A 21378-nucleotide genomic window follows, 5' to 3' on the forward strand; every position below is an offset into this window, starting at 1 on the left:
CGCGGGCGGGGACCCGACTCTCGGCGCGGACGGGCAACCCGAGAACAGTGGTTCGGTGTGCCTGCTGCTGACCGGACCCCACGACCACGGCACCGCCCACGCCCTGGCCACCCGCACCACCCCGACGACCATCACCCACCGCGACGAGCTGCCCGAACCCCCACCCGACCTCCTCATCCTCCCCTGGAGCCCCAAGCCCGACCGGGAGGAGGACAGCGAAACCGCGGACAGCACCGGCCCGACGCACTCGGACCAAGGATCGGACTCGACCGCCGCTTCGGAAGGATCGGCTGCCGCCTCTGGCCTGGGGTGGTCCCCGGATCAGGCACTCGATGCCAGCACGGACGCACTGGATCAGTCACTCGCCGATCTGCTGGAAACCGTGCAGTGGTGGGCCGCCCAACCCCACCCCGGGCGCCTGGCCATCGTCACCCGCAACGCCATCACCACCGGCGAAGACACCCGGCCGCCCGACCCCGCCGCCGCAGCCGCCTGGGGCCTCATCCGCACCGCCCAAACCGAATACCCCGACCGCTTCACCCTCACCGACACCGACCCCGCCACGAGTGCCACCGCTCTTGCCACCGCGCTAGGCCAGCATGACCAGTCCGAGATCGCGGTCCGCGCGGATCAGCTGCGTGTTCCCCGGTTGCGCCGCGCCAGCGCCGCAACCGACGACCTCGCCTTCCCCCACGGGCACTGGCGCTTGGACGCGACCACTCCGGGCACCATCGACAACCTCGACCTCGTTCCCCAACCCGACCTCGCCCCCCAACCCGGGCCGGGGCAGGTGCGGGTGCGGACCCGCGCGGCCGGGCTGAACTTCCGCGATGTGGTCGTGGTCCTGGGGATGATTCCGGGACATGAGGACCCCATCGGCGGGGAGTTCGCCGGAATCGTGGAAGCCATCGGCCCGGGGGTGGAGGGCTTCGCCCCCGGGGACCGGGTCTTCGGCATCACCGAAGGCGCCTTCGCACCGGTGCTCGACACCGACCACCGATTGCTGGCCCCCATCCCGGACGGGTTGACCTTCGCCCAAGCCGCCGCGTTCCCCCTCGTCTTCCTCACCGCCTGGTACGGCCTGGTCGATCTCGGCCACATCACCGCCGGGGACCGGGTGCTGATCCACTCCGGCGCGGGCGGGGTGGGCATGGCCGCGATCCAGATCGCCCGCCTGCACGGCGCCGAGGTCTTCGCCACCGCCTCCCCGAGCAAGTGGGACACCCTGCGCGCCCTGGGCCTGGACGACGATCACATCGCGTCCTCGCGCACCCTGGACTACGCCACCGCCTTCGCCCCCACCCCGCCCACCCTCGTGCTCAACTCCCTGGCCGGAGAGCACACCGACGCCTCCCTGAACCTCCTCGCTCCGGGCGGGCGGTTCCTCGAAATGGGAAAAACCGACATCCGCGACACCGGCGAACTCACCCGAACCCACCCCGGTATCGCCTATCAGGCGTTCGACCTCATGGACGCCGGACCCGACCACCTCAACACCCTCTTCGACACCATCACCACCCGCCTGGAAACAGGCGCCCTGACCCTTCCCCCCATCCGGTGCTTCGACATCCGCCACGCCCGCCACGCCTTCCGCCACATGGCCCAAGCCCGCCACACCGGCAAGATCGTGCTCACCACCCCCCCACCCCTCAACCCCCACGGCACCATCCTCATCACCGGCGGAACCGGCGGACTCGGCGCCACCCTCGCCCGCCACCTCGCCCGCACCGGCCACCCCCACCTCCTCCTCACCTCACGCCGCGGACCCCACACCCCCGGCGCCGACCACCTCCGCGACGAACTCACCGCACTCGGCGCCCAGGCCACCGTCACCGCGTGCGACCACACCGACCACGCCGCCACCGCCCACCTCCTCGCAGGCATCCCGGCCGAGCACCCCCTCACCGCCGTGTTCCACACCGCAGGAGTGCTCCACGACGCCACCCTGCCCCACCAGAACCCCGACACCCTGGCCGCGGCCCTCGCCCCCAAAGCCCACGCCGCCCACCACCTCCACACCCTCACCCGCCACCACGACCTCGCCCACTTCGTGTGCTACTCCTCCATCGCCGGCACCCTCCACAACGCCGGCCAAGCCAACTACGCCGCCGCCAACACCTACCTCGACACCCTCGCCCACTACCGCCACCACCACGGCCACCCCGCCCACACCCTCGCCTGGGGACCCTGGCACCCCCACACCCACGGCATGAGCGCCACCCTCACCCCCACCGACCTCACCCGCATCACCCGCACCGGCCACACCCCCATCACCACCACCCACGGCAACCACCTCCTCACCCACGCCCTCACCCCCCCCCCCCCCACCCAATACCCCCTCCCCACCACCACCCCCACCACCACAACACCCACCCCACCCCTGCTCACCGACCTCACCCCCACACCCACCACCCCCCCAACCGGCACCCCCACCGGAACCCCACCCCCCACCACCCCCGAACCCACCACCCCCGACACCCTCCACCACCACCTCACCCACCAACCCCCCACCCAACAAATCCACACCCTCACCACCCTCATCCGCACCCACGCCGCCACCGTCCTCGGCCACGAAACCCCCCACACCATCACCCCCGACCACCCCTTCACCGAACTCGGATTCGACTCCCTCACCGCCATCGAACTCCGCAACCGACTCGGTCACGCCACCGGAATCCGCCTGCCTGCGACACTCATATTCGATCACCCGACCCCTCAAGCAGTCGCGGTGCTAATCAAGTCGGAATTGCAACTCGATGGCCCGTCGTCGGCAGAAGCGTTGGAAGGCGAGATTTCCCGAATCGAGGAAATGGCTGCGGACATGGAACTCAGCCCGGCCGACAGCGATCGAATCACCGTCCGTCTGAAATCCCTTGTCGCGCGGCTGGCCGGTGATCACGGCCCGGATTCCGGGCGGCCGGACAATAAGGACTTGGACGACGCCTCAGCGGACGAGCTCTTCGACATCCTTGACGGCGAACTGGGGGCGACCGACTAGCAGGATCGTCCCTGGTGACCCGGACGAACGTGCCGCGGCCCCCGCCCCCGCCCCGCCCCCGGCCCCAGGTCCCCGCTCCCGGTCCCCGGCCCCGGTCGCCGCCGCCGCCGCCGCCGCCGCCGAGCACAGTCCACCCCGCCCGCAGTGACTTGGCCCAGGCGCCGCACCCCCGACCTTGTCGGGGGTGCGGCGCCGTCCGTATTCCCTACGCGAATTCCCGGCCGCCCGGCTTCCACCTCCTCCCCATTTCTGCGACCGACCGATCGACAACCCTGCATAGTGCAGCCTTATAGGGGGCGAATACGGGTAAAAAATGTCGACTGCTCAATGGCAAGGTGGTAGTGCTTTAGCTCCTGCTGACCAAAGGATCGCACATGATTTCCGAGATGCTTGTGAAAACCGGGCGCAAGTTGGTCGACGGCTATGCTCCGGAAGGCCGAGACTACTGGTCAGCGAGGTTTTGGGACCGCGATGAGGTAGAGCGGCGGCCCAGGCTCGGCGATGACCTTCGCCGCCAGAAGGGGATTCTGGGAAGTTACATCAAGGAGCACGCCGGCGACGCCGAGAGGGTTGTGGAGTTCGCGTGCGGAACCGGTGAGTTCACCGCAATGGCGGCGAAGTCGACCTCCGCTACCGAGATCCTGGCGATCGACATTTCGGAGCATGCCCTCGACCAGGCCAGGGCGAGGGTTTCCCACAACGGGCTTGTCCTGCGGCAAGGCGACTTCTGGAACATCGACGGGGTCGGAACCGCGCAGATGGTCATGTGCGTCGACGCCATCCACCACATTGGCGAGGTGGAAAGCGTCCTCCGGCGGCTCAGGAGCTTCGTGGACGACGGCGGGGTCCTGATCGGCAACCTTTGGACCATGGACAATTACCATGATTTCCAGCGCTCCAGCCATGGAAAGATCCCGCACTTCATGAGGTCTTCCCTCTTCCTTCTGAACGCCATGGTGATGAAGGCGACGGGCGGGCGGGTCCGGTGGGCTTCCTACCGCACGCAGTTCATGTATTCCCACGAGATCAAGCCCATGCTGAGCAAGATCTTCAGCGAGGTGCTCGCGGTCGAGGCGACCGAGTTCCACGTCGCCTTCGCCTGCCGGAAATAGGGAGTCCGCGGCTGCGTGACCTAGGGCCTAACCTAGGTCCTATCAGACCACAGACCTTTTGAATAAAGGATTGGCGTGAGGATCCTCATCACCGGTGGAGCCGGTTTCATCGGATCGAACTTCGCAAGTCGAGTTGTCCATGGCTTCTATCCTGCGTTCAGCGGCGCCCATGTCACGGTCCTCGACTGCTTGACGTATGCGGGAAGCCTGTCGAACCTACGTGAGATCGACCAGGGGGATCATTTTCGCTTCATCCGCGGAGACATTTGCGACGAGGACGGCGTCCGCGACGCCATGGCAGGCGTCGACCTCGTCGTTCATTTCGCCGCGGAATCCCATGTGGACCGCGCCATCCTGTCAGCCGAGGAGTTCGTCCGGACGAACCTCGTCGGAACGCGGGTGCTCCTGGACGCCGCGTTGCACTGCGGGGTCGGGCGTTTCGTGAACGTGTCGACCGACGAGGTGTACGGGTCGACGAGGACCGGGGCGTTCCGCGAGTCCGACCAGTTGGATCCGTCGTCGGCGTATTCGGCGTCCAAGGCGGGCGCCGACCTCCTGGCCCTTTCCTATTACAAGACGCACGGGCTCGATGTGTGCGTGACGCGGTGCACGAACAACTACGGCCCCTACCAGAACCCTGAGAAGTTGATCCCCCTTTTCCTGACGAACCTCATGGAGGGCGAGCAGGTACCCCTCTATGGCGACGGATCGAATGTGCGCAACTGGCTGTACGTGTCCGATCATTGTGACGCCTTGGCGATGGTCGCGGCCTCGGGAAGGTCAGGCGAGGTGTACAACATCGGCGGTGGCACCGAGGTGAGCAACCGGGAGCTCACCGAAATGATCATCGGCCTCATGGGCGCCGATTGGACCAAGGTGCGGCGGGTCCAGGACCGCAAAGGCCATGATTTCCGCTACTCCGTCGACTCGACGAAGATCTCGTTGGAGCTGGGCTACACGCCGAAGGTGTCGCTTCCCGAAGGCCTGGCGCAGACCGCTCAATGGTACAAGAACAATGGTGAATGGTGGAGCGAGTCCAAACGCCGAAACCAAACCGCTTCCAAATGATTGCGATCTATGAAAATCCAAGAACTTGCAGTCGAGGGCACATTCGAGTTCACCCCGGACGTCCACGAAGACCACCGCGGGCTATTCGTGGCGACGTTCAAAGCCCCGTTGGTCGAGGAGACCATCGGCGAGGCTCCGTCATTCGAGCAGGCCGGCCATAGTTCCTCCGCCGCGGGGGTCATCCGCGGCCTGCACTTCACCGCGACTCCCCCGGGCCAGACGAAGTTCGTCTACTGCCCGCAGGGGCGGGTACTCGACGTCGTGCTGGACGTCAGGCTGGGCTCGCCCACCTTCGGGGTCTGGGACGCCGTCGACCTGAGCCCCGACACCTACAACGCGGTCTACGTACCCAAGGGGGTGGCGCACGCGTACTTCGCGGTGGAGGACGACACGATCGTCACCTACCTCATGTCCAACGCCACGTTCGACCCGGCGTTGGAGCACGCGATCCACCCGCTGGACCCCACGCTCGAACTGCCGTGGCCGAAGGGCCTCCCACCGGTGCTGTCGGCGCGCGACTCCGCTGCGGTGACGTTCGCCGAGGCCGAGCAGCGGGGCTACTTCCCCCGCTACGAGGACTGCATTCCGGGGGCCCGCACCCCCTGAGCGCTGCGCGGATCATGGCCGCGCGGCGCCGCAACGGCCGGGGGCCGGCGCGCATCGAGTCGATGCGCGCCGGCCCCCGGCCGTTGCCACGGGGGTCACATCGGGGACCCCTCGCCGAGTGAGAGGACGTACTGGCCGTAGGCCGACCCTCGCATCGGTTCGCTGTTGCGCAGGCAGTCCTCCAGGCTGATGAACCCCCGCCGGAGGGCGATCTCCTCCAGGCACGCCACCCGGACCCCCTGGCGGCGTTCGATCACCTGGATGTACTGGGAGGCTTCGAACAGCGCGTCGGGAGTCCCCGCGTCGAACCAGGCGAACCCGCGGCCGAAGTCGACCAGGCGCGCCTGGCCGCGCTCGATGTAGACCTGGTTGATGTCGGTGATCTCCAGTTCGCCGCGCTCCGAGGGGCGCAGGTTCTTGGCGATGTCCACGACGGCGTTGTCATAGAGGTAGAGCCCGACGATCGCGCGGTTGGTGACCGGGTCGACCGGCTTCTCGACGATCTTGACGAGGTTTCCGCTGTCGTCGACCTCGCCGATCCCGTACCGCTCGGGGTCGCGGACCGGATAGCTGAACAGCACGCACCCTTCGATGTCGTCCACTGATTCGTGGAGGATCTTCTGGAAGGAGTGCCCGTGGAATACGTTGTCGCCGAGGACCAGCGCCACCGAGTCGTTTCCGATGTGTTCGGCGCCGATGATGAACGCTTCGGCTATTCCGTTGGCCTCGTCCTGCTCGGCGTAGGTGATCCGCAGCCCGAGGTGGGAACCGTCGCCGAGGAGCCGGCGGATATGCGGGATGTCCTGCGACATGGAAATGATCAGGATGTCCTTGATCTCCGCAAGCATGAGGACACTGAGGGGATAGTAGATCAAGGGCTTGTCGCTGACCGGGAGCAACTGCTTGGAAACAGCAAACGTCACCGGGGCCAGGCGCGTCCCCTTCCCGCCAGCGAGGATGATTCCCTTCATAGAAATTCACCAGTTTCGCGTGTCACTTACATCGGCCGGTCGTCCTCCGTTATTTGCGATTCAATACTCGGGGGCCGGAGGGACTTCAGCTCTTCGGTCGGTTTACATTGACAACGTTCCATGCGACTGGTGAATTTGCGCCCCTTTTATACCCCTTGCGCGCCCCTGCATCGCGGTGCTCTCGGGCGCGTTCGCCTCGGTGGGCGGCGACCCCGGGAGGGGCGGGCGCCGACGTCCGACCCGGCCGGGCGCCCACGGTCACTGGCCCAGGACGGAGGCTGCGGCCGGAGGGGGCATGGCCGGGTCGGACGGGTCTTCGGTTGCGCCGCGGTGAGCGGGCGGGGTGAGCCGGGCCGCCCGCGCGGCCCGGCCTCGGAGTACCGGTTCCTACCTGCCGCTCGGTTCCAGGGCGGAGCTCGGCGGCTCGGCGGGTTCGCTCGTGGGCGCCCGGCGCAGTGTCGCGATCATGACGAGGCCCATCGCGGTCATGAGGACCGTGCCGGTGACGGCGGCCGCCTGCATGCCGTCGATGTAGGCGCCGGTGGCGCTTGAGATGAGGGCGTTGCCGATCTCTTCGGGCAGCTCGTCCGCTGCGTGCCGGGCCGCTCCGAGGGTCTCGTGCGCGGCCGCCACGACGTTCTCGGGCAGTCCTCCGGGAAGGGTGTCGGTGATCGAGTTGCGGTAGACGGCCGCGCCGATCGCCCCCAGGACGGCCGTGCCGATGGCCGCCCCGAACTCGGTCGCGGACTCCAGCAGGCCCGACGCCGCCCCGGCCTTCTCCTTGGGCGCGGAGGCCACGATCATGTCCGAGGCGAGCGCCTGGACGGACCCGACGCCCCAGCCGAGCAGCATCAACCCTCCGACCAGGAGCGGAATGCTCAGGGTCGGGGTCAGTTGGGTGATGAGCGCGAACCCGCCGGCCATGGCGATCATGCCGAGCCCGATCATGATGCCCGGCTTCACCCAGCGGGTGATGCCCGCTCCCAGTACGGATCCCGCCACGGCGGTCAGCGCCGCCGGCAGTGTGAGCACCCCTGCCACCAGGGGCCGCATGTCCAGGACGAGGATCAGGTACTGGGTGATGTAGTAGAACATGCCGACGAGCGCGAAGATGGCGAGGGTCACCCCGATGATCGCCATGGTGAACGACCTGCTCCGGAAGAGGGCGAGGTCGAGCATCGGGTCGCGCAGGACCCGCTGGCGGTAGATGAACACCACCAGGAACACGATGCCCACGGCGGCGACGCCCCAGACCATGAGGCCGTACTCCTCCTCGGCGAACCGCTTGAGTGCGTAGATCAGCGGGAGGACCGCCAAGAGGACGAGCACGGCGCTGACGATGTCGAACCTGCCCGGCTTGGGGTCGCGGTACTCGGGGAGGAGCAGCGGTCCCACGATCAGCAGCAGGGCCATGACCGGGACGTTCATCAGGAAGACCGAGCCCCACCAGACGAACGTCTCCAGCATCCACCCGCCGACGATGGGCCCCACGACGCTGCCGACCGCGAACGCCGCGGCCCACACGGCGATCGCGGCCTGCCGCTGCCGGTCGTTGTGGAACATGTTGCGGATCAGCGCGAGGGTGGGCGGCATCAGGGTCGCGGCCCCCACGCCCTGCACGGCGCGCGCCGCGATGAGCATCTCCGGGGTGGGCGCGTAGGCGGCGATCGCCGAGGTGGCGCCGAACGCCAGGGAGCCCAGCAGCAGCAGGCGGCGCCGGCCGATGCGGTCGCCGAGGTTGCCCATGGGGATCAGCAGGGCGGCCAGCATGAACAGGTAGGTGTCGACGATCCACAGCTGCTGTGCGCTGGTCGGCGACAGCTCGGCGGTCAGCGCCGGCAGCGCGAAGAACAGCACTGTCATCGTCATCGAGATGATCAGGACGGGCAGGGTCAGCACGGCCAGCCCGACCCACTCCTTCAACCCGGCCTTGGTACCGGGACTGGGCACAGCCATCCTCGAACTCCACTCCAGTAAGCTGTATCAATATTCCACATACATAGTACGGTCATTTCCTACCAGAAACAATTGAGATTCCTTTTCCTCGAAGGTTATATTGTATACATGCAGCTCACATCATTGAAAATCACCAGGAAAACTGGAAAGTTTCTGACGAAACCTAATTTCGTCACGATCGAAATGGCAATTTACATCACGCGGTCGGGGCGCTAGAATGACAGCCTGTCAACGTGACGAAACTCGGTGAGGCCATGCGTAGGTGCATGCAGTGCGGCAACCCGCTCCACGTCCCGGCCCGTGGACGCAAGCCTCGGTACTGCTCGCGGTCCTGCCAGGCCCGCGCGTACCGGTCGCGCCTGGCCGAACGCGGCGACCGGTCGGCGTCCCACGAGGCCGACGGCGGCCCGGCCCGCCGCAGCGAAGCCGCCAAGAACGGGGGGTCGTCGACCCCCGCGGAACGGTCCAACACCGGACTCTCGCTGGCGCAGATCATCCGCACGGCCATCCAGATCGCCGACAACGAAAGCCTGGAGACGATGTCCATGCGGCACGTCGCCAACGTGCTGGGCGTCGGCCCCATGTCCCTGTACCACTACATCACCGGCAGGGACGAGCTGGTCGACCTGATGGTCGACGCCGTGTTCAACGACGCCGAGCTCCCCCAGCCCACGGGCGAGTGGAAGGCCGACCTGGCGATGATGGCCCGGTGGGAGTGGGAGCTCCACTCCCGGCACCCCTGGGTGCTCCAGGTCATCGCGACCGTGCAACCGCCGCTGGTGCCCAACCTGCTCGACCACTTCGAGCGCACCATGTCGGCGCTCGACCCGCTCGGCGTCGACCCGGTCACGGCCCACCTCATCTCGCTCAGCCTCAGCGGACTGGTCCAGGGCATGTCCCTGCTCAAGCTCAGCGAGCTGCGGACCGAGCGGCACAACCACACCGCGTCGACCAACTGGCGGACCGTCACCGCGCCCGCGGCCCTCAACGCCATCGGGGCCGAGCGCTACCCCCGCCTGTCGATGCTCCGCGGGCACCAGGACTCCGCCGGTGACCTGCACGAGGTGTTCACCAACTGCCTGTACAACTACCTCGACGGCCTCAGCCTGACCTTCGAGCGCGACGGCCTGCTGCCGCCCTCCGACACGGGGCCCACCGACCTCGGCGCGGGTGAGAAGGTCGGCCGCGGCCCGGCCGAGGCGTAGCGCCGCCCCGGCCGCCGCCCGCCCCGGGGCGGGCGGCGGTCGGGGCTCAGTCGCGCGGACGCAGCAGCAGCACGTGGTCCGCGTTGCGCATGACCTCCGAACGCGAGTAGAGGAGGGGGAAGAACTCGCCCTCCTGCCAGGGGCCGACCTGGTCGCGGTAGAACGGGCTGCGGGGGTCGCCGGACTGCCCCGGGGCGTTCATGGCCCGCGACGCGTCCCAGTCGCCCACATCGAGCGCCATCATGAACGACGCGGCGGACCCTTGGGTGAAGTCGGCGGGGTTGTAGTTGGAGGCGTGGACGGTATCGCCGGACCCGCCCGCCGAGAACGACTCCACCGACCCGTACGCGGCATGTCTGAACTCGCCCTTGTGCAGATCGCCCCAGCGCCATTGCGCCGGGTCGGGGCCGAGCCGCTCCGCGACGTCCTTGTACGCGGCGGCGAGCGACTCGGTGAGGATGCGGTCCCTGGTCGCCTCGGGGTTTCGGCCCGCCCATGATTCCGGTGCCTCCATGGCCGCCACCACCGTCTTCGTGTGCAGCGTGGAGGGGACCAAGGACGCCAGGGAGGGCGCGGCCTCGCGGTAGTAGGCCGGGCCGAGGTGGCGCATCAGCCATGTCTCGTAGAGGGCCGCTCCGGCGGAGTCGGCGGACACCCGGGAGTCCCAGTCCGCGAGGAGTTCCAGCGCCTCGGCGGTGTCGCCCTTCCCTTCGAGCCCGTCGAGGAGGGGCTTCAGCTGCACGGCGCTCAGGCTCAACTCGTCGTACTGCAAGGCCACGGAGTCGGCGATCGTCGCCGAGCCGTCCGCGGCGAGCTTGTCGGTGATGCGCTCTTGGCGGTAGTCGGACGGCCATTCGAAGCCCACGTCCTCGGGGTAGCCCTCCGGCAGGTTGAACTCGTTGGCGGTGGCGAAGAAGCCCTGGTCGGGGTTGCGGACCGACGGCAGTTCTCCGCCGTCGAGGGTGCCGTCCCACTCGTAGCCGCCGTCGCCCGGCACGGGCATCAGCCCGTCGTAGCCCTTCCGGTCGGGCACCACCGCGCCGGCCACCCAGCCGATGTCGCCGCCGGTGTCGGCGTAGCTGAAGTTCAGCGGAGGGCCGCCCCACCCACTGACCGCGTCGCGGAACTCCCCGAAGTCGGTGGCCTCCATGAGTTCCAGGCCGCCGAAGTACGCGGCGGTCCCAGGCTCGGACCAGGTGCTGCGGACCGCGAAGGCCATGTCCCCGTCCGTTGCGATGATCGGGCCGTGCCGGGTGAACCGGAGGTCCACCTTCCTGGTCCCGCCGCCCGCGACGGGGATCTTCTCGGAGACCGTCGTGACCTCCTCCCAGCCGTCGCCGTACCGGTACCGGTTCGGGTCGTCGGGGTGCATCTCGTAGACGTACAGGTCCTTCTGGTCGGCGGCGAAGATGGTGATCCCGAACGCCGAGGTCCCGTTGTGTCCCATGGAGACCCCGGGGAGGGACGGCTCGCCGGCCCCGATGACGTCCATGCCGGGGGCCGAAAGGTGCGCCATGTAGCGCAGCGAGGGAGCGGTCACCGCCCGGTGGGGGTCGCCGGCGAGGATCGGGCGGCCCGTGGCCGTCCGCTCCGGGGCGATGACCCAGCTGTTGCTGCCCCCGGCAGCGGGATCCGGACGCGGCTCGGCGGCCGGTTTCGGGCCCGACAGGTCGACCCCCGCGGTGGCGAGGTGGTAGTCGGCGAGCACGTCGTCCGGAACGGCGCAGGGATCCAGTCCGTCGGGCACCGAGCTCGCGTGCTCGGGCTGGAGGGCGAGCACCTTGTCGAAACCGCCGACGTCACCGCGGCACGCAGCGAACGAGCGCGCCACCTCGGTCTCGACGTTGAGGCTGATGCTGTTGCTCCTGATGCGGACGACGTCCTCGGGCTTCCACCGGGAGGGCAGGTAGTCGAACTTCTCGAACTCCGGGGGGAGCCGCTCGGGGTGGTCTTCGAGCCAGTCGATGTAGGCGTTGATCCCCGATGTGAAGCGCTCGGCGTGGTCGCGGGCGCCCGGCCCGTAGCTCGCCCATTCCGCCGCCATGTCTCCGCGGTACAGGAACAGCCGGTTCGCGCGGTCCTGTTCGACGAAGTCGGGACCGAAGGACTCGGAGAGGAGGCCGAGGCCGCGCTTGCGCTGGAGGTCGATCTGGAAGAGGCGGTCGCGGGCCGCGTTCATGCCCTGCGCGAAGAAGGCGTCGCGCTTGCTCTGCGCGTATATGTGGGGGACACCCCAGTCGTCGACGACGATCCGTGCCGACTCCGCCAGCCCTTTCAGGGGGATGACCTCGGGGCGCGCCTGCGTCCCTGCGGCGGGCGCCGCCATGGTCGGGAGCAGCAGCGCAATGCCTGCCGCCACCGCTGAGACGGTCTTCAACCTGCGTCGCATTCCGGTCACCTCAGGTCGTGGCTTCGGGCATCGATGATGGCGGCCGGGGCGCCCGGCACCTGGCGGGCGCCCCGGCCGGAACGGCCTACTTCGGGCGCAGCCCCCACTGGAGCATGGCGACGACGTCCTCGCGCATCCTCCGGCAGACGGCGGCGTCGGCCAGGAGCATGGCGCCGTGGAAGACCCCGCTGTACAGCCGCAGGTCCGTGGGGACCCCCGCCTGGGCGAGGCGCTGGGCGTAGCGGATGGTCTCGTCGCGGAGCGGGTCGAACTCGCCGACGATGACCCCGGCCGGCGGGAGGCCGGAGAGGTCGCTCGCGCGCGCGGGGGCGGCATGCGGTGAGACGGCGTCGGATCCCGGCTCCGCCGTTGCGCCGAGGTAGTACGTCCACATCCTCGCGTTGTTCCGGGAGTTCCATCCGGGCGTATCGGAGTACTGCGTCATCGACGGTGTCGTCATCCGGTCGTCGAGGACCGGGGCGTCGAGGAATTGGAACCGCACCCTCGGGCCGCCGCGGTCGCGCGCGGCCAGTGCGGCGGACGCCGCCAGGTTCCCGCCGGCGCTGTCGCCGGCCACCGCGATCCGGTCGGGGTCGACGGCGAGTTCCTCGGCATTGGCCGCCACCCACTGGAGCACCGCGTAGACGTCCTCCAGGGCGTCGGGGAACGGGCTCGCCGGCGACAGCCGGTAGTCGACGGAGACGACCAGGGCGCCGATCCGGTCGGCGAACTCGGTGCACCGCGCGTCGAACGCCTCCAGCTCGCCGGAGACGAACGCACCGCCGTGCATGTACACGATCGCGGGCGCCCCGAGGTCGGCGCCCGACCGCGAATAGACCCGGACGCGGACCGCGGGGGCGCCCTGCGGCCCCTGGATCTCCCGCTCGGATATGTCGACGGGGTTCTCCGGCTCGTACCGGGGCAGTCCCGCCAAGATCTGCTGCTGCTGGTCGGGGTCGATTTGCAGCGTTCCCTCGACGATCTCAGATATGTCGAAGTCTGGAATCCAGTCCAGCACGGGAATCAATTCGGGATCGATATTGTAGCGCATTGCGAAAACCTATCCCACGGACCATGCAAAAACATATCCGCTAGCCGACCCCAAGTCGACCCCTCAATCCACCGCCCGGCCCCCTAATTCTCACCGGCGCCTGGCCCCACCACTAATGTGCACCGTACTGTCCTCCAGAGCAACACCCACAAGAGGAACGGCTCCGCGGCGAACCGACCTGCACCTGCGTCCGACTCAATTCCCTTTCGAGACGGGGCGACCGTCTTCGATTCTGCAATATAGTCCAGCGAATTGAACCCGACTGCAATTCTCAGCGCAATACCGGCCCGACTCGGCCGGCGCACCGACCCGGCACACATCAGATCGCATGAGAATGGGAGTAATCGAATGCCTCAGCAGATCTCTGAGATCGAGGAGCTGGCGGTCTCGGGAACGTACCTGTTGAAACCGCGCCTGTTCCCCGATGACCGCGGCATGTTCCTGGTGCCTTTCACTCAACCGGAGTTCAAGGCGGCCACCGGGCGTCCCCTTGAGATCGCCCAGGTGAATACCTCGCTCACCCGGCGCGGGGTGATCCGCGGGCTGCACGTGGTCAGCCTCCCCGGGCAGGGGAGGTATTTCAACTGCGCGCACGGGGCGATCCAGCACATCGTTGTGGACACGCGCGTCGGGTCGCCCACCTTCGGCCGGTACACCTCGGTGGAGCTGAGCGCGGAGAACAGGTTCGCCCTCTTCGTGTCGGAGGGTCTCGCCGCGGGATTCACCTCGATCACCGACGACGCCACCGTCTGGTACATGTGCACCAGCCTCTACGAGCCGAACGACACGGTGATCATCAACCCGATGGACGGCGATCTCGACCTTCCCTGGCCGGGCGACGACTTCGTCCTCTCGGACCAGGACCGGACCGCGCCGACCCTGAAGGAGGCGGCGGAGCTGGAACTCCTGCCGTCCTACGCCGACTGCCGGGCGCGTTACGCCGAGCTCGGCGGGGACCGCACCTCCGCCGTCCGGTCCTGACGCCCGCCGCACCCGAAGGAAGAAGCAGGACTCGCCGCATACCCCGCCCGAAGAGGAGCCGCGTTGTGATCCCACTGTTCAAGGTCAATATGTCGGAGCAGGCCCCCGCCGCTGTCGCCGAGGTTCTCGCCAGCGGGCAGATCGGGCAGGGCCCCAAGGTGGTGGAGTTCGAGGAGCGGTTGGCCGAGCGCCTCGGCAGCCACCGGGTGGCCACCGTCAACAGTGCGACGTCCGGGCTGCACCTGGCACTGCACATGGTCGACACCGCCGACGGCCGCGGTCCCGACCCGGACGCCGAGGTGCTGACGACTCCGCTGACCATGGAGGCCACCAACTGGACGATTCTGGCCAACCGGCTGCGGATCAGGTGGGTCGACACCGACCCCGGCACGCTCAACATGGACCTGGACGACCTCGCCCGCAAGATCGGGCCCAAGACCCGGGCGATCGTGGTCGTCCACCTCTTCGGCTACCCCATCGACTACGAGCGCCTGGACAAGGTCCTGGACGACGCCGAGGCGTCGCACGGATTCCGGCCGGTCGTGATCGAGGACTGCGCGCACGCCTGGGGCGCGACCTACCGCGGCACGCCGGTCGGCACCCGCGGGAACATCGCCGTTTTCAGCTTCCAGGCCGTCAAGCACCTGGTGTGCGGCGACGGGGGCGCGCTCGTGCTGCCGGACGACGCCCTGCTCCAGCGCGCCCGGTTGCTGCGCTGGTTCGGGATCGAACGGGAGGCCCGCCTGGCGAAGCCGCCGGACGTCGCCGAGTGGGGCTTCAAGTTCCACCTGACCGACATCAACGCCGCGATGGGCCTCGCGAACCTCGACGAGGCCGACGCCGCAGTCGCCGCGTGCCGGGCCAACGCGGCGTTCTACGACCGGGAACTGAGCGGCCTGGAGCGGGTGGAACTCACCGACCGCTCCCCTGACCACGTCTCGTCCTACTGGGCGTACCCGCTGCTCGTGGCGGACCGGCCGGCCTTCATCCGGCACATGACCGACGCGGGGGTCATGACCAGTGTGGTGCACCGGCGCAACGACCTGCATTCGTGTGTGAGCGAGTTCACCGCGCCTCTGCCGGGCCTGGACGCGGTGGCCGAGCGGCTGGTCTGCCTGCCCGTGGGGCCATGGGTGACCGAAGCCCAGCGGGAACAGATCGTGACCGCCGTGCGGGCACCCTGGTAACTCGGCTTCCGAACGGTTCGGCGGGGATCTGCCACGCGTGGCGGGTCCCCGCCTTCGTGTACCGGGCATCGGGGCGTGATCGCGGCCCGGTGGTTCTCGCCGGGACGATTCAGCCACTCATCGTGCTCATTCGACTACGTTTTCGGTAGAACACTCCCCTGTTTTCGCCCATGGGCCGGCCGCCGACTCGGCTATCAGGGGATTCTTTTGCGTCCGAGGGTCTTCGGCGGATGCGGCAACGCGCCGCACCAAGGGCTCTCATAATGCGTCGAGTGACGAATTCCGTGAGGAATAGTGTGACATTTCAACGGGAAGTCGGCGCCTCGTTCGACGAATGGACACCGGCTGACCTCCCCCGATACCCGCGGCCGCCACCGCGGGGATGACCGAAACGCGAGGCGTGGGCAAACGTCGCATGATTCCCTGAAACTTTCTTACGTCGCGAGTGACGATCCGACCCAAGACAGCATATAATCGGTCAGAAATTGCCGGCCCCGCAACTTGCTGGCCAGCCCTGGCCGCCTGCACATCGGCCCCTTGCTGCCCATGGACCAGGTAGCTAATATTACCGACAGTTATAATTCATGCTGCCTGCCCATTCCCGTCCCCGCAGAAATCCGTCCAACTCCTTTTCAGTCGTGCCTGGAAAAAACATTCGACGCATAGGCAAAAATCCCCCGCCAGTCGATATTTCCAAACTCAAGGAGAGCGTTGATCCGACAGTTCCACGGGAAATTAAATCGTCAATTCAGCAGTCGCAGTAGTGCGGTTCCCAGTGATTCGGAAAAACCAACCCCCAGTGCACACCTGCGCTGAAACGCTAGAAAGCCGCATTAACATGGACCTTTCGCATCAACGAGGGAGTCTCAACCGTGCAGTTATCGAGGGTGACATCAGATGACTCCATCAATGGACGCCTTCAACGTCTTATCGCCGATGCCGAGGAGAATCGGGGCAGCTTCGCGATAATCACGGGGCCCAACGGATTCGGGAAGACGAGGATTCTGCACGGACTCGCCAACCACGCGTCCCAGTCGGACATCGGCTACCTGGGGGCCGCATGCCGCTCCAGCGAGCGGTTCCTGTCGCTGGGGATCGCCAACCAGATATTCTCGCCCCTCAACATCGAGCCGAGCGACCTCTCCCGGAGGCTCAAACTCCTCGACCATTTCTCCTTGAACGCCGAGGACTACCTCGTTCCGACGGCCTACAACCAGGGAGCAGACCTCGCCCAGGGCCTATGGGAGACCCTGGCCGAGCAGGCCGAGGACAAGGTCCTCCTCATCACCGTCGACGACGTCCACTTCGCGGATTCCCTCTCCCTTGAGATCCTGCTGCATTTCATCAACAGAATCCACACCTCGCGGATTCTTTTCGTGCTGACGGCGCGGGAGGACGCCGGCGGGGTGCCGGCGAACATCAGAAGCCGCCTGATGTACCACCCGAACTGCCGGCGGATACAGCTCGCCCCCATTGCCGCCGAGGAGACGTCGGCGCTGATACGGAACCAGATCGACACCGATTTCAGCGAGGAGCAACTCGCCGAGTCGCACCGCATCAGCGGCGGCAACCCGCTGCTCGTCCAGGCGCTCGTCGAAGACCACCACAACATCCGGCGCGGCATCGCGGGCCTGGCACCGGGTGAGGCGTTCGCCGGATCCGTCCAGTTGATCCTGGACCGCATCCCGTCGATTTCACGGGCCGTCGCGCAGGCCGCCTCGGTCCTCGGAGACCACACCGAAATACCACTGCTCGCCACGATGCTCGAACTGAAGGAGGCCGAGGTCGGCCGGCAGGTGGAATGGCTGGAGCGGATCGGCCTCCTCATCGGCGCGAGGTTCCGCTGCCGCGCGACCGAGGCGGCGGTCAAGGACGAGATCGACTCATCGGTGCTGGAGCAGCTGCACCAGCGCGCCGCCGACCTGCTCCACGCCTTCGGCATGTCCAGTTCCGCGGTCGCCCGCCACCTCCTCGACGGCCGGGCGCCCTACGAGGAATGGGCGTTCGGCGTCCTGCGCGAGGCCGCCGAGCACGCCCTCGCCACCTGGGACCTGGAGTCCGCGGTCCAGTACCTGCGGCTCGCGGTCCAGATCCGCCCGGACAGCGAGCACCGGCTCTCCCTCATCCTCGCCCTGGCCAAGGCCGAGTGGCAGCTGAACCCCGCGATGGCGGCCGGCCACCTGACAGAGCTCGCCGAAGCGGCGCACAAGGGCCGGCTCCAGAACGCGGACATCTACTGGGTCCTCACCTGCGCCCTCTGGGGCGGGAAATTCGACGACGCGGCGACGCTCTACGACCTGCTGCGCGACGACCGCCCCGGCTTCGAGGACGATGAGAGCGCCAACTGGCACGTCGCCGCGACCTCCTGGATCGCGTGCACCTACCCGAGCCTGTTCGCGGGGCGGGTCGGCTGCGCCGACATCGAGAAGGCCCAGGAGCGCCACTCGCCGCTCAGCCTGCGGACACGGGTCATCACCGACTACGCGAGGATGACGCTCGGCGACGGCGGCGACGCCACACTGAAGTCCGCCGGCCGGTACCGCACCGACGCCGAGTTCGGAATCGACTCCATCACCCCGATCGAAGCGGCCCTGTTCAGCGAGATCCATTCCGACCGGCTGTATTCGTCCATAAGGTCGCTCGACTCCCTGTTCAGCAGCACGAAGGTGCGTTCGAGCCCTCTATGGCGCAGCGTCCACCACGCCTACAAGGCGTTCATCGAACTCCGGCTGGGCGACCTGATCAATGCGGCCGAGAACGCGCGCAAGTCGCTCGAAGTACTCCCCTTGAGGAGCCTCGGTGTATTCGCCGCACTCGGCACTGCCTGCGCGATCGAGGCCTATACCGAACTCGGGGAATACGACCTGGCGGAACAGTATGTCAAACGCCCAGTCCCCGAGATATCACTCGACACGCGATACGGGATCTACTACCTCGGAGCGCGCGCACGATACTACTCGGCGACCGGATTCACGCATTCGGCAAACCGAGATCTCCTTCGCTGCGGAAAGAAACTCCAGGAGTGGGGTATGGACAATCCGTCTTTCATGCCCTGGCGCCTTGAACTCGCCCAGCTGTCGGCAAAAGCGACGGAATTCGGCCGTTCTCGGCGCCTGATCAGGCAGCACAACTCCCTTCCCCACGAGGATTCGCCGCGGGTCCGGGCAATGGGACTGGTCGCCCTGGCCACCACCCAGGAGCCGCGGCGGCGCCCCGCCCTGCTGCGCGAAGCGGTCGACCTCCTCCAGGAGACCGACTACCGGCTCCAGCTCGCCCACACGCTTACCGAGCTGAGCTGCACGCTCGCGGGTCTGGGCGAAATGAGCAAGGCACGGCTCGTCGGCCAGCAGGCCGCTTCCCTGGCCGCGTCGTGCGATGCGGCCCCCCTCCAGGGGGAGGTCTCCATGGCCGTCGAAGGCCATCTCGACAGCCAGCCCGACGACGGATCCCAGGATGCGCTGAGCCCGGCGGAGTACCGGGTCGCCTCACTGGCGGCGCTCGGCTACACCAACCGGGAGATCTCCAAGAAGATCTACATCACGGTGAGCACGGTCGAACAGCATCTGACCCGGATCTACCGCAAGCTCGACGTCGACGGGCGCAACGACCTGCCACTCGTCATGAAGGGCTCCGCCGCCGCCCACTGACGCCCGGCGCCGCCGAGCAGGCCGGCGCGGCGCACCGCCCCCGCCCTGACCCCGCGGGCTCCCGCCCGCCTCCGCCGGTCGCCCCCCGTGGTCCGCGGCACCATGCCGCGGCCCCCGGCTCGGGGCGGCCGCCGCGAAGATAGGGGTTGCCCGGAACCCGCCCGCTTGACAAGGTCTGGCTCGGGGCCGCCCACGCGCGGGGGCCCACTCGCGCAACGGCTACCCACGGAACAGGACGCATGCCTGTGAACGACGAGCCCGGTACCGATCCCCGCCGCTGGCTCCACACCTTCGTGCCCGCCCCCGACGCTCCGGTCCGCGTCGTCTTCCTGCCGCACGCCGGCGGTTCGGCCTCCTTCTACTTCCCGCTGTGCAAGGCGCTGGCCGGCTCCGCCGAGGCGGTCGCCGTGCAGTACCCGGGGCGGCAGGAGCGGCGCTCGGAGCCCTGCGTCGACGACCTGCACCGCATGGCCGACCTGCTGGTGCCCGTGCTGGACGAGGGGATGGACCGCCCCACTGTGCTGTTCGGGCACAGCATGGGCGCCATCGTGGCGTTCGAGGCGGCGCTGCGCCTGGAGGCGCGGGGCGCCCGGCCCGCCGCCGTGTTCGTGTCGGCCCGGCGCGCCCCGTCGCAGTACCGGGCGGAGAACCTCTACCTCCAGGGCGACGCCCGGCTCCTCGACGAGGTCCGGCGGCTCAACGGCACCGACTCCGCCTTCCTGGAGGACGAGGAGCTGGTGCAGCTGATCCTGCCGACCCTGCGCGCGGACTACCGCGCCATCGGCACCTACCGGTACCGGCCGGGGCCGCCGCTGGCCGCGCCGGTCTCGGTGCTGGTGGGCGACGACGATCCGCGGATGTCGGCCGGCGACGCCCCGCAGTGGGAGCGGCACACGTCCGCGGGCATCGACGTGCACACCTTCCGCGGCGGCCACTTCTACCTGACCACGCACGTCGACCAGGTGGCCCGGCTCGTGGCGCGCCGGCTGCGCGAGATCGCGCCGGCCGAGCGCTGACCGGCCGCCGTGCCGGCGGCGGCCGGTGCTGCCGGGCCCCTACTTGACTCCGATGGCCATCGAATCGGGGCCGGCCAGGGACTCGACGCGGAGCGAACCGAACCCGGCCTCGTCGAGCCAGCCCAGGCAGTCGGCGCCGGTGTAGTCGAACCCGCCGGGGGTCTCCAGCAGCATGTGCAGGCTGGAGAGCAGCCCGGAGGCGTTGTACCGGCGCTCGTCGTCGATCATCGACTCGTAGACGACCACCGCCCCGCCCTCGGGGAGGGCCTCGAAGGCCTTGCCGAGCAGCATCCGCTTGGTGTCGAGGTCCCAGTCGTGCAGGACGTGCCCGAAGGCCAGGACGTCGGCGCCGGGAAGCGGGTCGGCGAAGAAATCGCCGGGAGAGAACCGCATCCGGCCGACCATTCCGAATTCAACGGCCGTTTCCTTGAATATCGGAGCGAGTTCCGGAAGGTCGAAACCGACACCGGAGAGATGCGCGTGGCGTTGCAGAACGCGACTCAGCATCGTTCCCGCGGAGCAGCCGATATCGGCCACTGTCCGATACCGGCCCCAGGGGAACTTCTCGGCCATGTCCAGAATTCCGCCGAGCGACAACCCGGTCATGGCGTCCTGGAATCGGCGCAGCCGATCGGAATCGGCGTACAGTTCGTCGAACGGGTCGGCGCCGTCCTCTCCCGCCGTCTGCGGCGCTCCGGTCCGCAGCGCCTCGGTGAGGGAACCCCAGCGCGGATACCAGGCGCTGTTGGCCATGTCGAAGAGCCCGCCGATGGAGGTCTCGGGCCGGGCGGGATTCAGGAAGCGATCGGTGGCCGCGGTGTTGGCGTACCGCCTGCCATCAGGGGCGTCGGTGCGCCGCAGCAGGTCGAGTGCCACGAGCGCGTCGAAGAAGTCCTCGGCGCCGCGCGGGTGCACGCCGACGCGCAGGCGCAGTTCCGCGGCTGTCATCGGGCGTTCGGCCAGTGCGGCGAAAACCCCGAGTTCAACGGCGGACAACAGGGCCTTCGAGGCCCAGAATCCGAAGGCGATCTGCATCAGCCCCGCGGGGTGCGGAGGCGGTTCGGCGGCCTCGTTCTCGTTATTCGCGGACATGGCCCGCACCTTATCCCGCCTATGGCGGAAACCGCCATACACCCGCCACCCCTGACATTCCGGAGATCGGCCGACCATTGCCGCGGCGGTGCCGCTATC

Annotated in this window: 14 protein-coding genes; 9 read left to right on the forward strand and 5 right to left on the reverse strand. The window is 68.0% G+C overall.

Annotated features, from left to right (window positions below):
• The 4 genes from CLV63_RS34925 to CLV63_RS00020 form a co-directional block, all read left to right on the forward strand.
• The coding region (locus CLV63_RS34925) for an SDR family NAD(P)-dependent oxidoreductase (RefSeq protein ID WP_211301073.1) at positions 1 to 2998 on the forward strand (2998 nt) is incomplete at its 5' end.
• A 374-nt stretch (positions 2999 to 3372) separates the two neighbouring features.
• Positions 3373 to 4110 (forward strand): class I SAM-dependent methyltransferase, encoded by a 738-nt coding sequence (locus CLV63_RS00010; protein WP_106580746.1) that lies wholly within the window; start codon positions 3373 to 3375, stop codon positions 4108 to 4110.
• 75 nt (positions 4111 to 4185) lie between these two features.
• Positions 4186 to 5178, forward strand: coding sequence for a dTDP-glucose 4,6-dehydratase (gene rfbB / locus CLV63_RS00015; protein ID WP_106580747.1), 993 nt, complete (start codon positions 4186 to 4188; stop codon positions 5176 to 5178).
• Positions 5179 to 5187: 9 nt separating this feature from the next.
• Entirely contained in the window at positions 5188 to 5784 is a 597-nt protein-coding gene (locus CLV63_RS00020; RefSeq protein WP_106580748.1) for a dTDP-4-dehydrorhamnose 3,5-epimerase family protein, read from the forward strand.
• Between the two features lie 95 nt (positions 5785 to 5879).
• Here CLV63_RS00020 and rfbA read toward each other — a convergent pair whose 3' ends face one another.
• Together rfbA and CLV63_RS00030 are read right to left on the reverse strand one after the other, a co-directional pair.
• The gene (gene rfbA / locus CLV63_RS00025) at positions 5880 to 6755 is read right to left on the reverse strand and encodes a glucose-1-phosphate thymidylyltransferase RfbA (RefSeq protein ID WP_106580749.1); all 876 of its coding nucleotides are present in this window, start codon (positions 6753 to 6755) and stop codon (positions 5880 to 5882) included.
• 387 nt (positions 6756 to 7142) lie between these two features.
• Entirely contained in the window at positions 7143 to 8711 is a 1569-nt protein-coding gene (locus CLV63_RS00030) for an MFS transporter (protein ID WP_106580750.1), read from the reverse strand.
• A gap of 233 nt (positions 8712 to 8944) precedes the next feature.
• On the opposite strand from CLV63_RS00030, the gene CLV63_RS00035 reads away from it, so the two are divergent.
• Positions 8945 to 9916 (forward strand): TetR/AcrR family transcriptional regulator, encoded by a 972-nt coding sequence (locus CLV63_RS00035; protein ID WP_146165489.1) that lies wholly within the window; start codon positions 8945 to 8947, stop codon positions 9914 to 9916.
• A gap of 46 nt (positions 9917 to 9962) precedes the next feature.
• Here CLV63_RS00035 and CLV63_RS00040 read toward each other — a convergent pair whose 3' ends face one another.
• Both CLV63_RS00040 and CLV63_RS00045 read right to left on the reverse strand, forming a co-directional pair.
• On the reverse strand, positions 9963 to 12305 hold the full coding sequence (locus CLV63_RS00040; RefSeq protein WP_106580752.1) for a penicillin acylase family protein: 2343 nt from the start codon (positions 12303 to 12305) through the stop codon (positions 9963 to 9965).
• Positions 12306 to 12390: 85 nt separating this feature from the next.
• Positions 12391 to 13356, reverse strand: a complete 966-nt coding sequence (locus tag CLV63_RS00045) for an alpha/beta hydrolase (protein ID WP_106580753.1) — start codon at positions 13354 to 13356, stop codon at positions 12391 to 12393.
• Positions 13357 to 13704: 348 nt separating this feature from the next.
• Between CLV63_RS00045 and CLV63_RS00050 the strand changes: the two genes are divergently transcribed.
• The 4 genes from CLV63_RS00050 to CLV63_RS00065 all read left to right on the forward strand — a co-directional run bounded on the left by CLV63_RS00050 (position 13705) and on the right by CLV63_RS00065 (position 20187).
• Positions 13705 to 14337, forward strand: coding sequence for a dTDP-4-dehydrorhamnose 3,5-epimerase family protein (locus CLV63_RS00050; protein ID WP_106580754.1), 633 nt, complete (start codon positions 13705 to 13707; stop codon positions 14335 to 14337).
• 65 nt (positions 14338 to 14402) lie between these two features.
• Positions 14403 to 15524 (forward strand): DegT/DnrJ/EryC1/StrS family aminotransferase, encoded by a 1122-nt coding sequence (locus CLV63_RS00055; protein WP_106580755.1) that lies wholly within the window; start codon positions 14403 to 14405, stop codon positions 15522 to 15524.
• An 887-nt stretch (positions 15525 to 16411) separates the two neighbouring features.
• Entirely contained in the window at positions 16412 to 19171 is a 2760-nt protein-coding gene (locus tag CLV63_RS00060) for a helix-turn-helix transcriptional regulator (protein ID WP_146165490.1), read from the forward strand.
• Positions 19172 to 19410: 239 nt separating this feature from the next.
• A complete protein-coding gene (locus tag CLV63_RS00065) occupies positions 19411 to 20187 on the forward strand; it encodes a thioesterase II family protein (RefSeq protein WP_106580757.1) in 777 nt (258 codons plus the stop codon).
• A 39-nt stretch (positions 20188 to 20226) separates the two neighbouring features.
• Here the strand turns inward: CLV63_RS00065 and CLV63_RS00070 are convergent, their stop codons facing one another.
• Positions 20227 to 21279 (reverse strand): methyltransferase, encoded by a 1053-nt coding sequence (locus tag CLV63_RS00070; RefSeq protein ID WP_211301074.1) that lies wholly within the window; start codon positions 21277 to 21279, stop codon positions 20227 to 20229.
• Positions 21280 to 21378: the final 99 nt, after the last annotated feature.

Origin of the sequence: Murinocardiopsis flavida (assembly GCF_003014485.1) — a bacterium.
Classification (GTDB): domain Bacteria; phylum Actinomycetota; class Actinomycetes; order Streptosporangiales; family Streptosporangiaceae; genus Murinocardiopsis; species Murinocardiopsis flavida.